The sequence below is a fragment of the Aquimarina acroporae genome (genome assembly GCF_023195925.1).
GTDB lineage: Bacteria > Bacteroidota > Bacteroidia > Flavobacteriales > Flavobacteriaceae > Aquimarina > Aquimarina acroporae.
In genome coordinates, this window is the sequence record NZ_JALPRE010000009.1 from 163,148 (window position 1) to 175,382 (window position 12,235).

Here is a 12,235-nt window from a genome sequence, read left to right on the forward strand (position 1 = left end):
TCATAATTCTTCATAGAATGTGTCTAAACAGTCTTTTGGAAACCTTGTTTTGGGTAATTTTGTGTGAAACAAAAAGGTAAAATTATGAGGTATCACACTAGAAAAATTGTAAAACCAGGAGACTTAAATCCAAACAATACTTTATTTGGCGGAAGGTTACTGGAGTGGATTGATGAAGAAGCAGCTTTGTATGCAGGAATACAGCTCGAAAATAGAAGAATAGTCACCAAGTATATGTCTGAAATTAATTTTGTGAGTTCTGCGGTACAGGGAGATATTGTAGAAATAGGTATCGATGTGGTGAAATTTGGGAAATCTTCTTTAATTCTGAAATGTGAAGTAAGAAATAAACTTACCAGAAAAACCATCATAAAAGTAGAAAATATTACTATGGTTAATCTCAATGAAGAAGGTAGACCTACACCCCATGGGAAAACCAAAATAGAATATGTGAAGGATAGATTAGAATTATCTCAAAACTAGCTTCTTGATAAGATCTTTACCTAGTTCATGGTTTAGATTGTCGATAATTTTTTGTTTACCATAACTCAGCTCTTCTCTTAATACCGAAGAGGAGAGTTGAACATACAGGGTCTCACGTTCCAGCCGTATGTTTTGAGTGTATTTATGAATGGCCGGTCCCATAACACTTTCCCAAACATCTTTGGCAGCAACTTTATCCAGCCCTTTTTGAAGATTATTGTCTGTAACAAAATCTTTTAAAACGTCGGCTAAGCTTTGATGTTCTTGTTGTCTTTTGGTCATTATAAATCTAACTTTTGATACGGTTTATAAAAGTACATATTTCCATCCTCATTTTTGATAATGATTTGACTTTCTTTTGCAAGAATTACAGTTTCTTTCCATGAAGCAAAAGGAGTAGAATAATACATTCTTAAACTATCATTTTCCATTTTCAAAATGAAACTTTCGCTATTTTTGGTAATCGTAAATCCTCCATCAAGTTTTGGTCTTACCTTTTTACGAATACCTGTAGAATCCTTGATTTCAAAGAAATCGATATTTTCATTGAAATTATAGTTCTTTTCAGCACCATTACTTAATACAACTCGCTCTATTTCCCAATATCCAGAAATATAAGGTTTGAAACTAGTTACATCTGGAGAAGAACATGATGCTAAAAAGGTTAAAAAGAATACGAGTGTAACTGCTATTTTATGATTCGATTTCACGTTCAAGTTTAATGATTTTATAAGATTGAGAGATTTTTTTGATAACTTCTTCGGTTCTTTCGGGATGCGTATCACTGATAAAAAGTTGACCAAAATTTTGATCATCTACTAGTTTAATAATATGTTCAACTCTTTGTTCATCAAGTTTGTCAAAAATGTCGTCTAGCAATAGAATAGGGTTCACTTTACTTTGTTCTTTTATAAAATCAAATTGAGCTAATTTTAGAGCTATTAGAAAGGACTTTTGCTGTCCCTGACTACCAAATTTTTTTATAGGATATCCATTAATTTCAAATGACAAATCATCTTTATGGACTCCAACACTGGTATATTGCAGCATCCTATCCTTGGCAATATGCTGTTCTAATAACGTAAGTAAATCGGTGGTGGCTAATTTACTTTGATATTGCAGAGCCACTTCTTCATCTCCTGAGCTTATTGCTTTATATCTATCAATAAAAATAGGAACAAAGGTTTCAAGAAAGGATGCTCTTTTTGTATAGATCACACTTCCCAATTCATTCATTTGTTGGTTGTAAATGTCTAATTGAGTAGGGTCGAAAGTGGCATTTGCATTAAAGTATTTTAATAAAGAATTGCGTTGCGAGACAATTTTCGAATATTTAAGTAACGTAGATAAATATACTGGATCACTTTGAGAAATTACCCCATCTATAAATTTACGCCGTGTATCACTTCCTTCGGTAATCAGGTCTCTGTCGGCAGGGGAGATAATTACCAAGGGTAAAAAACCAATATGCTCACTAAAGGTTTCATATACTTTGGCATTTCGTTTTATAACTTTTTTTTGACCTCTTTTTGCACTTACGATAACTTTTTCATCTCTTTCTTCCTTTTCATAAAGCCCATCTATTACAAAAAAATCTTTCCCATGCTTTATATTTTGACTTGTTATCGGATTAAAATAGCTTTTTCCAAAAGATAAATGATAAATAGCATCCAAAATGTTGGTTTTACCAACTCCATTGTTTCCAACTATACAGTTTATCTTATGGTCAAATTCAAAATTGACAGATTCAAAATTCTTATAATTAATTAAGGAGAGAGATTTTAAAATCATAAAACGTTGATGATCAAGTAATCGAGACGTTAATAAAATTCGCAATTAATCTGCGCAAATTATTGAAAAATAATAAATACTTGTGCTTTTAATTATGAATAAAAATTTTATTTTTGCCGTTCATTAAAGAAAATTTATGGCAACTTACAAGAAACGAGGATACAAACCAAAAAATAAAGCTGAAGAAGTAGAGCAGGTTGAAGAAAACTCAACAACCGCAGAGGTATTTAATACTTTGGATGAAGGTGCTTCTAGAACTGAAGAATGGGTGGCAGCTAACCAAAAATATATTCTTGGTGGGGTAGCCCTTATAGCAATAGTGATATTAGGATATCTTGGATTTCAGAAATTTATTCAGGAGCCTAAAGAACAAGAGGCAGCAAATGAAATGTTTAAAGCCCAACAATATTTTGACTTGGCAGTAAACGGTAATTCAACAGTAAAAGATTCTATATATAATCTTGCTCTTAACGGAGGTGAAGGGAAATATGGGTTCTTAGAAATTATTGAGAATTATGGAGGTACTAAAGCAGCTAACCTTGCAAACTACTATGCAGGTTTTGCTTACTTGAATACAAATAAGTACCAAGAGGCAATAAACTATTTAGATGAGTTTAAAAGTGATGATGAAATGCTTGGACCACTTGCACTAGGTGGTATTGGTGATGCATTCTCTCAGTTAGGTCAGTTAGACGAGGCTTTGGGATATTATGAGAAAGCTGCTAAAGCAAAAGATAATAACTTTACTACACCAAAGTTTTTATTAAAAGCTGGAATAACAGCAATTTCTCTTAATAAACCTGCAATTGCTATACAATATTTAGAAAGAGTTAAAGAAGAGTTTCCAAAAAGTGTAGAAGCTAACCAAGTAGATGTACACCTAGGAAAAGCTTCAGCAATGCAATAATTAGATTGTGGTTTGATATTTTAAGTTTTAACTTTGTAAACTTAGAATTTCAAATACAAGACATTAACATTACATGGCTACAGAAAATAAAAATTTATCACAATACGATAAAGCGACAATCCCAAATGCGAAAGACTTTCGATTTGGGATTGTTGTTTCAGAATGGAATTCAGAGATTACTCAAGGACTTTTTCAGGGAGCGTTTGATGCCTTCATTGATTGTGGTGCTATAAAAGAGAATATCGTACGTTGGAATGTTCCCGGTAGTTTTGAACTTATTTACGGCTGCAAGAAAATGCAGGAATCTTTTGATATGCTAGACGCAATAATAGCCGTAGGTTCTGTAATACAAGGAGAAACCAAACATTTTGATTTTGTATGCGATGGGGTCACTCAAGGAATCAAGGATTTGAATATTCAAAACGATATACCTGTCATTTTTTGTGTGCTAACCGATAATAATCTACAACAGTCTATAGACCGTTCAGGAGGTAAACATGGCAATAAAGGAACTGAAGCTGCGATAGCCGCAATAAAAATGGCGCAGTTACGAAAAGACGCCAAGTTTTATAAATAGCACTCCCTTCTTTATGCGCTGGCCCAATTGTTGATATCTTGTGTTATTGTAATGCTAAAAGCTTTACATTACAATACAATTTTAACTAAATTTGGGTTTATTATGGGAATTTTCAAGACAAAGAAAAATAAAAAGTTTAGTTACTCACCTAGGTACTGGGATGACAAAGGAGAAGGAAATCCTTATCAAATGGAACACAAGTTTGATAAATATCGTACTACTGTTGGTAAAAATAAAGGACTAAAAAGCACTTTTAATGACGCTATAGACGACTTGAAAAACCGTTCAGATAGAAATGTTAATAGGAGAATTATTTGGATTGTAGCGGTGCTTGTTTTTATTTTTTTGTATCTCATAGATTTTGATTTATCCATTTTCTTTACCCGTTCTTGATGTCAGATATCATTCAACTATTACCCGATCATGTTGCTAACCAAATTGCTGCAGGAGAAGTCGTGCAACGACCAGCCTCTGTGGTTAAAGAGTTGCTAGAAAATGCTATTGATGCCAAAGCAACCTTTATTAAATTGATTATAAAAGAGGCGGGTAAAACACTTATTCAGGTAATAGATGATGGAGTGGGAATGAGTGTGACCGACGCTAGATTGTGTTTTGAACGTCATGCTACTTCCAAAATTCAATCTGCCGAAGATTTATTTCAACTAGATACCAAAGGGTTTAGAGGTGAGGCACTGGCTTCTATTGCCGCTATTGCACATGTCGAGTTGAAGACAAAACAAGAAAACGATGAAGTAGGTACAGAAATTAAAATAGAAGGTAGTGAAGTAGTTTCTCAAGAGGCATGTGTGACTCCAAAAGGAACTTCATTGTCTGTTAAAAACCTGTTTTATAATATACCAGCACGACGGAATTTTCTAAAGTCTAATGCTGTTGAATTAAGACATATTATTGATGAGTTTCATAGAGTTACTATGGCACATCCCGATATTAAATTCGATATGTTCCATAACGGTTCAGAGATATTTAATTTACCAATTTCCAATAGGAGACAACGTATTGTAAATATATTTGGCGGAAAGACCAACGAGAAACTTGTTCCTATTAATGAGGAGACAGATATTGTTACTATTAGTGGTTTTGTCGGTAAACCTGAGTATGCTAAACGGTCTCGAGGCGAACAGTTTTTTTTCGTAAATCATAGGTTTATAAAAAGTGCTTACCTTAACCATGCGGTTAATGCAGCGTTTGAGGGATTATTAAAAGATAAGAACCATCCTAGTTATTTTATTTATCTCGAAGTAGATCCAACTACGATAGATATTAATATTCACCCTACAAAAACAGAGATTAAATTTGAAGATGAGCATGCTTTATATGCTATGTTGCGCTCAACAATAAAACATAGTTTAGGACAATTTAATGTAGCTCCGGTTTTGGATTTTGATCGGGATTCTTCAATGGATACTCCCTATGAATATAAGAATAAGCAGGCACAATCACCAACCATAGAAGTTGATAGAGATTTTAATCCATTTAAAGAAGAAAAAATATCAGGTTCAGGGAGCTCTTCGTCTTCCCAAAGGTCATTTACTTCATTTAAAAAAGAACCAGCAGGGAGTTGGGAAAATTTATATGTAGGTTTAGAGTCTGATCTAGCAACCAATAGTCCTAATAGTGATAGTGAAGAAACGCAATTTTCGACTGTAGAATTTGAGAGTACCGAAGTAACAGGTTCCTTGTTTACCGAAGAGGAAAATAAGGAGTTATCTCAATATACAGCTTATCAGCTTAAAAGAAAATATATAGTCACCACAATTAAAAGTGGAATGGTGATTATACATCAAAATAGAGCTCACCAAAGAATTTTATATGAAGAGTTGTTGCGCAATATTACTATGGCAAGTGCAGTAAGTCAGCAACTATTGTTTCCGCTTAAAATATCATTTTCCAAAAAGGAATTTGCTTTACTTGAAAGTATCAGAGAGCAATTAGAAAATACAGGGTTTGTGTTTGGAGAGATGTCTGTTGGAGAAGTTCAAATTACTGCTATTCCATCAGTAGTAACCGAAAAAGAAGTGTCTGAACTTTTTGAGCGGTTACTTAGTGATCTGGAAAATGATGTGCCCGAAACTGGGTTTTCTCAAACAGATGCTTTAGCAAAATCTTTAGCTAAAACGTTAGCAGTAAAAACTGGGGTAGAGCTGGCACCAGAACAAATACAATATATGGCAAATAGCCTATTTGCGTGTACAGAGCCAACGATAACACCTAATAATAAGCCGACTTTCATCACGTTAACGATAGATGAGATCGATAAGAAATTTTAGTATACATGGGGAGAATTACAGAAACAGTTAAGGTCTTATTGATAATCAATATCATTTTTTTCATAGGATCACTAACGCTTGAGGGAACCTCCTTCAAGTTATTTGCTTTTTGGTTTCCTTATAACGATAATTTTCATTTTTGGCAGATTTTGACCTATATGTTTATGCATAGTCACCAGGGGTTAACGCATATAATGTTTAATATGTTATTGCTGATAATGATGGGAAGCCCATTAGAATATTTTGTTGGACAGAAAAAATTCCTGTTTTTGTATTTTTCGGCAGGATTTGGGGCTTTAGGACTTCAACTGTTATTTTATTACATTAATTTTATTCCTGGATATCAAGCTTTTATCGACGCAGGTTTTGCAAAAGCTGAAATTTTAGATTTTTTAAGGAATGAACGATATAACACTTCTGTACTAAAGTATATAGATGAGGAGGGGGTTGCTCAAACGTATAAAGCTTATTTAAGTCATATGGTTGGAGCATCTGGGGCAGTTTCTGGAGTGATAGCAGGTTTTGGTACAATGTTCTGGAATAGACCTCTTAACTTGATGTTTTTGCCCATATCGGTTAAAGGAAAATATTTGATGGCGTTTTATTTTATTCCAGATTTAATAGGAGGCATCACGGGGCAAAGCTTATATGGTACAAGTAATATTGCACACTGGGCACATATTGGAGGGGCGATAATTGGTTTTATCACTATGTGGTATTGGAAAAAGAATTCGTTTAATCAGAATCGTTGGTATTAAACATGACAACAAATAATCTTTCATATCAGTTTAGAACAGCTAATGTTATTATTAAGCTTATTGTTATCAATGCAATACTTTTTTTGATAGCAACCCTAGGTTCGTGGATTTTTGAAACTACTGCAGGCGACATAATGCAATGGTTTGTGCTTCCTTCGGATCTGGGCGCTCTTGTTTTGCAGGTGTGGGGGATTTTAACGTACAGCTTTTTACATTTTGGTTTTTGGCATATATTCTGGAATATGCTAATACTGTATTGGTTTGGTTCTTTTGTGCTTAACTTGTTTACTGAGAAAAGGTTTTTGACCATATATTTACTTGGAGCTATTGCAGGAGGAACGCTCTTTGTTATTGCTTATAATACTTTTCCGGTGCTTAATCAAGGAGCTGGATATTTAATAGGAGCATCGGCGGCAGTCTTGGCGATAGTAATTTTTATTGCTACATATACACCTAATGCAGAAGTAAGAATTATCTTTTTTAATGTGAAACTATGGCAGGTTGGATTGTTTATGGTACTTATGGATTTGGTGCAATTGCCAAATCAATCCCCGATTACAGGAAATGCAGGAGGAATGATAGCGCATCTTGGTGGTGCAGCATTTGGGTATTTGTATGCAGTACAACTTAAAAAAGGAAACGATATTGGGGCATGGTTTGAGAAAATGATGGATGGGTTGTCGAATTTGTTTAAACCCAAAAAGAAAAGTCCTTTACGCACGGTACATAAATCTAAAACATATACCAAAACAACTACAAAAAAAACTACCTCAAAAAAATATACCAAAACTCCAAGTCAGGAACAAATAGATGCTATTCTAGATAAGATTAGTAAAAGTGGATACGATAGTTTAACTAAAGAAGAAAAAGACTTTTTATTTAAAGCGGGTAAGGAAGAATAGAAGTTCTATGAGGAAATTAATAAATAAGTTTATCTTTTTGATGAATTCTATAGCTGCGTTTGCACTGTTGATGTCTTATTTATTGCCTTATGTTTCTCCTAAAACATTCCCGCTATTATCAGTTTTAAGTCTCGCAGTACCCATTCTTATTGTGGTAAATGTATTATTTCTTTTGTACTGGGTAGTCTTGCTTAATAAAAAAGGAATACTTTCTTTATTAGTTTTGATTTTAGGGATTTCACATGTGTCTTCTTTGTATAAGTTACGAGGGAAATCTATTGAAGATACCAACGAAGGAATTTCAATATTGAGTTTCAATGTTAGAAGTTTTAATCGATTTAGTTGGATAGATTCAGATTCTGTCCCTCAAGATATTTCTAAGCTGGTGAGAGAAGAGGACCCCGACATTTTCTGTGCTCAGGAATATTATAACAATCCTGATACTGATTTTACACAATACCCTTATAAATATGAGAACTTTAATAACGATAATGGAGAATTGGCATTGGTAGTATTTTCTAAATTTCCTATCGTTAATAAAGGATCCTTGCATTTTAAAAAAACCGCAAACAACATTGTCTTTTGTGATGTGGTTGTTAAAGAGGATACCTTGCGGATATACAATGTTCACTTGCAATCTCATAAAATTAGTTCCAATACTGAGAAATTGGCTCAAGAGGATTCTCAAAAGCTGTTAAAACGAATTCAATTTTCTTTTGAGCGCCAACAAGAGCAAGTAGAAAAACTTATTGCACATATGAAGACATCACCATATAAAAATATTGTGATGGGTGATTTTAATAATTCTGCATATTCTTATGTATATGACAAAGTTATTTCTCAAGACCTTCATGATGCTTTTAAAGAAGCTGGTAGAGGTTTTGGAAAGACTCTGGAATTCGATTTATTTCCTGTCCGAATAGATTATATTCTTGTCGATAAACAAATAGAAGTTTTGGGTTTTAATACTTATGATTTGCATCTTTCAGATCATTATCCAATACTTTCAAGAATAAAATTTTAGTTTTGCTAGTGTTGTTGTATTGCAATCCGTAGGCTTTATCAAAAAAAAGTAAAATGAGTAATAATTTTATAGAAGATCTTTTAGAGGCACTTTCTTTTTCGCCAAATAATATTCCATTACGAATGAGAATTGCAAAATCATACTTTGATATGAGTGACTATTCGAATTCAGAGAAACATTATTTGGAGATAATAAGTTTACAAGCAGATAATCAAGAGGCTAAGTATGGATTGGCCAATTGTTATTATAAGTTGCATAAAATTGCTCCAGCTGAAATTATTCTTGAAGAATTATTGAAAGAGGATAGTAGGAATCTTAATTATTTAGAGCTGCTATGTTATTGTCAATTAAATGATAATATCGAGGAAGCAATGGATACATATCAATCTATTTTAAATCTTGATCCGTCTTATAGCAATGAAGATTTCGATGATAAGTTAAGACTTGCAAGTGGTCCAGGTAGTGAAAAAAATCTGATAGATGAAGATGGTATAAAATTTTTGAAGAAACCAAGCATAAATTTTACCAATGTTGGAGGAATGGATGAGGTTAAAAATCAGATTTCTTTAAAAATAATCAAGCCTTTAGAACATAAAGAACTATATGAGGCCTACGGCAAAAAAATAGGTGGAGGGATTTTGTTATATGGGCCTCCAGGATGTGGAAAAACACACTTAGCCCGAGCCACAGCGGGTGAAATAAATGCCAACTTTATTAGTATTGGGATTAATGATATTTTGGATATGTGGATTGGTAGTAGTGAGCAAAATTTACATGAAATTTTTGAAGTAGCAAGAAACAATACCCCTTGTGTCATTTTTATTGATGAGATTGATGCGTTGGGTGCCAATCGTAATGATATGAATAAATCTGCGGGAAGAAATGTGATTAATCAATTTCTAGCAGAATTAGATGGTATAGATAGTGATAACGATGGCATTTTAATCCTTGGTGCTACAAATACCCCTTGGCATTTAGATCCTGCTTTTAGGAGACCTGGTAGATTTGACAGGATTGTTTTTGTATCTCCTCCTGACCTAAAAGCAAAAGAGGCAATTTATAGAATTATGTTAGAGGGTAAACCGATAGAGAATATTGATTATAATGCTCTAGCTAAGAATTCTAAGGAGTTTTCAGGGGCAGATATTCAAGCAGCTGTAGATATAGCTATAGAGCATAAACTTATGCAGTCTTTTAGTGATGGTGTTCCAAAACCATTGAGTACCAAAGATGTTTTGAAAGCAATCAAAAATGTAAAACCAAGCACAAAAGAATGGTTTGTTACATCAAAAAATTACGCTTTGTATGCTAATGATTCGGGACTCTATGATGAAATTTTGTCTTATCTTAAAATTAAAAAGTAAATGGAAGACGCAATTTTCGAAAGGGGATTTCAGCTCTTTCAACTTAAAAGATATCAAGATGCTATTAACTCTTTAAAAGAAGGGCTGCAAAGAGAGCCTGAAAATTACTTTGCAAAAAGTTTATTGGTTAGATGTTATATTGAATTAGATAATTTTGAGGTTGCAGAAAAGCTGAATGAATCATTATTGTCACAATTCCCAAATGAAGATGAGTTATTTTATAATCGATCGGCGATTAAATGGCATAATAAAGATTTAGCTAAAGCTATAGAAGCTATAGATGAAGCCATACGTCTTGATCCATATCGTGCCGATTATTTTGGTTATAAAGGTATGATCTTACTCGAATCAAAAGATTATCAGGAAGGACTTGCGACAGCTAATGACGGTTTGGAACTAGATCCCAATAACGTGCTATGTCTTAATGTTAGAGCTCAAACTTTAACAAAACTTAAAAGAAACGAAGAGGCGCAGGAAACAATCAATAATACGTTGCATCAAGATCCCGAAGGAAGTTTTTCGCATGCAAATGTGGGATGGGTGCAATTGGAACAAGGAAATCATGTAGATGCAATGCATCATTTTAAAGAATCTCTAAAAAATGACCCTAATTCTCGTTATGCCCAGGAAGGTATGTTGGAAGCAATAAAGGCGAAAAATTTTGTGTATAGGGCGTATTTAAAGTATGCGTTTTGGATATCTAACATGAAAACCCAGAACCAGTGGTTTTTTATTATTGGTATCTATATTGTATATAGATTCCTGGTCAAGAGTGTTCAGTTTTCTCAGTATCCATATTTGGTTTTTTTAATTATTGTTCCATATTTACTATTTGCTTTGGGAGGTTGGATAATAGGTCCTTTGTCAAATATGATTTTATTATTCCATTCTTATGGTAAATATCTGCTGGATAAAAATGATAAGTTATCGGGAATGATTTTTTTCTCTTGTCTTTTAGTATCAATTTTAAGTTTTGGTTTGTTTTTTGGGTTAGGACAAGATGTTTTTCTATTAATTTCTGTATCTGCGTTGTGTGCAATTATACCACTGGCTAAAGGAGCATTAAAAGAAGATAAATATTCTAAAATTATAAGCTTTGCAATTGGTGCTATAATTATATGTGCAGGGTTAATTGGCCCTTTTTTTACAACAGATCTTATGTTTTTAGGTACTGTATCTCTTTTAGGATTAGTGGCCTACACCTGGATAGGTAATTTCTTAAAAAATTAACCAAAAAAACTCCAGCTATTACAAGTTTAAAAACTTATAATAGTCATATATTGATACTATTCAATTAGAGTGTAGTCTTATAAATCCTCTAAACGGGTGGCATTATCATTTGCCATTTTCTTTTCCCAGTCTTCTGTAAAAACTGCATGACCGTTTTTTACCATGAGTTTCATTTTATCTTTTACCGCATTTTGTATAGATTCTGGCAAAGAGTAAAACTTTGAATTTATTTTGGTAAGGCGGCCATCATAATCACTGTTCTGATGTTTAATAGATACTCTTTTGTTATTGTGGTAGATCATAATTTTTGCCTTTCCGTCGTTGTACATATCTTGTCCTGTGGTTCCATAAACAAGGATAAGATCTACAATGCTATCGTTGTCGATATCTGATATCTCAGAGTACATATTCCAATAACCAATAGATGTTTCCCAATCACCATCTATTTCATCTGTGGCAGAAGATCTCTTTTTGAATTGATTTTTGGTATTATTGACACTTACCAGGTAAATGTTATCGTATAGAGTATCTTTTTCTTCAGTTATCGTTTTTCTGTGATCTGTTAATGCTAAGTAATATTCTCCAGTTTTGTCCTTGTAAGAATAAGCTTGAAAGATATCGTTTGAAATCCCTAGTTTAAATTCTCTTCTACGGGTAAAGATGGAAGAAATTTCTTTTTCTGATAGCTGGCGAGCAAATGTTGTGTCTAAAGAAATCGAAGTATTTCTTTGTATGGGTTTAGCAATAACAGCTTCCTGTTTTTCTGGTTCTTTTTCAGAGATAGTTGTAGTTTCTTTAACTTGTTTTTTACAAGAATTTAGAAATAGTAATGGTATACCAATAAGTAATAATTTATTCATAGATAAGGGGTTTTATGAAAAAAATAAATAGAAATTTTTTCTTAAATGTAA

At 33.2% G+C, this 12,235-nt stretch carries 14 protein-coding genes; 10 read left to right on the forward strand and 4 right to left on the reverse strand.

Annotated elements, in window-relative coordinates; all coding sequences use genetic code 11:
- Positions 1-84: 84 nt before the first annotated feature.
- Positions 85-483, forward strand: a complete 399-nt coding sequence (locus M0D21_RS14495; protein WP_248330754.1) for an acyl-CoA thioesterase — start codon at positions 85-87, stop codon at positions 481-483.
- Here M0D21_RS14495 and M0D21_RS14500 read toward each other — a convergent pair.
- Genes M0D21_RS14500 through recF form a run of 3 tightly spaced genes read right to left on the reverse strand, consistent with a single transcriptional unit; the run spans position 469 to position 2,274 of the window.
- Positions 469-765, reverse strand: coding sequence for a DUF721 domain-containing protein (locus M0D21_RS14500; protein WP_248330756.1), 297 nt, complete (start codon positions 763-765; stop codon positions 469-471). The genes M0D21_RS14495 and M0D21_RS14500 overlap by 15 nt on opposite strands.
- Positions 765-1,193, reverse strand: a complete 429-nt coding sequence (locus M0D21_RS14505) for a lipocalin family protein (RefSeq protein ID WP_394802472.1) — start codon at positions 1,191-1,193, stop codon at positions 765-767. The genes M0D21_RS14500 and M0D21_RS14505 overlap by 1 nt, the downstream gene beginning before the upstream one ends.
- Positions 1,177-2,274 (reverse strand): DNA replication/repair protein RecF, encoded by a 1,098-nt coding sequence (gene recF, locus M0D21_RS14510; RefSeq protein WP_248330760.1) that lies wholly within the window; start codon positions 2,272-2,274, stop codon positions 1,177-1,179. The genes M0D21_RS14505 and recF overlap by 17 nt, the downstream gene beginning before the upstream one ends.
- Positions 2,275-2,410: 136 nt before the next feature.
- Here recF and M0D21_RS14515 point away from each other — a divergent pair, with 136 nt between their 5' ends.
- The 9 genes from M0D21_RS14515 (at position 2,411) to M0D21_RS14555 (ending at position 11,324) form a co-directional block, all read left to right on the forward strand.
- The gene (locus M0D21_RS14515) at positions 2,411-3,181 is read left to right on the forward strand and encodes a tetratricopeptide repeat protein (RefSeq protein ID WP_248330762.1); all 771 of its coding nucleotides are present in this window, start codon (positions 2,411-2,413) and stop codon (positions 3,179-3,181) included.
- 73 nt (positions 3,182-3,254) lie between these two features.
- The gene (gene ribH, locus M0D21_RS14520; protein ID WP_248330764.1) at positions 3,255-3,758 is read left to right on the forward strand and encodes a 6,7-dimethyl-8-ribityllumazine synthase; all 504 of its coding nucleotides are present in this window, start codon (positions 3,255-3,257) and stop codon (positions 3,756-3,758) included.
- A 102-nt stretch (positions 3,759-3,860) separates the two neighbouring features.
- The gene (locus M0D21_RS14525) at positions 3,861-4,151 is read left to right on the forward strand and encodes a riboflavin synthase subunit beta (protein ID WP_248330766.1); all 291 of its coding nucleotides are present in this window, start codon (positions 3,861-3,863) and stop codon (positions 4,149-4,151) included.
- The gene (gene mutL, locus M0D21_RS14530) at positions 4,151-6,046 is read left to right on the forward strand and encodes a DNA mismatch repair endonuclease MutL (RefSeq protein ID WP_248330768.1); all 1,896 of its coding nucleotides are present in this window, start codon (positions 4,151-4,153) and stop codon (positions 6,044-6,046) included. Before M0D21_RS14525 ends, mutL begins: the two co-directional genes overlap by 1 nt.
- A gap of 5 nt (positions 6,047-6,051) precedes the next feature.
- Positions 6,052-6,804 carry a rhomboid family intramembrane serine protease gene (locus M0D21_RS14535; protein WP_262922116.1) on the forward strand — a complete coding sequence of 251 codons (753 nt, stop codon included), beginning with the start codon at positions 6,052-6,054 and terminating at the stop codon, positions 6,802-6,804.
- A 2-nt stretch (positions 6,805-6,806) separates the two neighbouring features.
- On the forward strand, positions 6,807-7,706 hold the full coding sequence (locus tag M0D21_RS14540; protein ID WP_248330770.1) for a rhomboid family intramembrane serine protease: 900 nt from the start codon (positions 6,807-6,809) through the stop codon (positions 7,704-7,706).
- Positions 7,707-7,713: 7 nt separating this feature from the next.
- Positions 7,714-8,730: an endonuclease/exonuclease/phosphatase family protein gene (locus M0D21_RS14545; protein WP_248330772.1), complete on the forward strand. Its 1,017-nt coding sequence runs from the start codon at positions 7,714-7,716 to the stop codon at positions 8,728-8,730.
- A 53-nt stretch (positions 8,731-8,783) separates the two neighbouring features.
- Entirely contained in the window at positions 8,784-10,094 is a 1,311-nt protein-coding gene (locus M0D21_RS14550) for an AAA family ATPase (protein ID WP_248330775.1), read from the forward strand.
- Positions 10,095-11,324: a tetratricopeptide repeat protein gene (locus tag M0D21_RS14555; protein ID WP_248330777.1), complete on the forward strand. Its 1,230-nt coding sequence runs from the start codon at positions 10,095-10,097 to the stop codon at positions 11,322-11,324.
- A gap of 77 nt (positions 11,325-11,401) precedes the next feature.
- On the opposite strand, the gene M0D21_RS14560 is transcribed toward M0D21_RS14555, so the two are convergent.
- Positions 11,402-12,184, reverse strand: coding sequence for a M949_RS01915 family surface polysaccharide biosynthesis protein (locus M0D21_RS14560; RefSeq protein ID WP_248330779.1), 783 nt, complete (start codon positions 12,182-12,184; stop codon positions 11,402-11,404).
- Between the last annotated feature and the right edge of the window lie 51 nt (positions 12,185-12,235).

What these genes read in the sequence shown, in the direction of transcription:
- M0D21_RS14495 (WP_248330754.1), top strand. Translation starts at nt 85, where the DNA reads ATGAGGTATCACACTAGAAAAATTGTAAAACCAGGAGACTTAAATCCA.
- M0D21_RS14500 (WP_248330756.1), bottom strand. Translation starts at nt 765, where the DNA reads ATGACCAAAAGACAACAAGAACATCAAAGCTTAGCCGACGTTTTAAAA.
- recF (WP_248330760.1), bottom strand. Translation starts at nt 2,274, where the DNA reads ATGATTTTAAAATCTCTCTCCTTAATTAATTATAAGAATTTTGAATCT.
- M0D21_RS14515 (WP_248330762.1), top strand. Translation starts at nt 2,411, where the DNA reads ATGGCAACTTACAAGAAACGAGGATACAAACCAAAAAATAAAGCTGAA.
- ribH (WP_248330764.1), top strand. Translation starts at nt 3,255, where the DNA reads ATGGCTACAGAAAATAAAAATTTATCACAATACGATAAAGCGACAATC.
- M0D21_RS14525 (WP_248330766.1), top strand. Translation starts at nt 3,861, where the DNA reads ATGGGAATTTTCAAGACAAAGAAAAATAAAAAGTTTAGTTACTCACCT.
- mutL (WP_248330768.1), top strand. Translation starts at nt 4,151, where the DNA reads ATGTCAGATATCATTCAACTATTACCCGATCATGTTGCTAACCAAATT.
- M0D21_RS14535 (WP_262922116.1), top strand. Translation starts at nt 6,052, where the DNA reads ATGGGGAGAATTACAGAAACAGTTAAGGTCTTATTGATAATCAATATC.
- M0D21_RS14540 (WP_248330770.1), top strand. Translation starts at nt 6,807, where the DNA reads ATGACAACAAATAATCTTTCATATCAGTTTAGAACAGCTAATGTTATT.
- M0D21_RS14545 (WP_248330772.1), top strand. Translation starts at nt 7,714, where the DNA reads ATGAGGAAATTAATAAATAAGTTTATCTTTTTGATGAATTCTATAGCT.
- M0D21_RS14550 (WP_248330775.1), top strand. Translation starts at nt 8,784, where the DNA reads ATGAGTAATAATTTTATAGAAGATCTTTTAGAGGCACTTTCTTTTTCG.
- M0D21_RS14555 (WP_248330777.1), top strand. Translation starts at nt 10,095, where the DNA reads ATGGAAGACGCAATTTTCGAAAGGGGATTTCAGCTCTTTCAACTTAAA.
- M0D21_RS14560 (WP_248330779.1), bottom strand. Translation starts at nt 12,184, where the DNA reads ATGAATAAATTATTACTTATTGGTATACCATTACTATTTCTAAATTCT.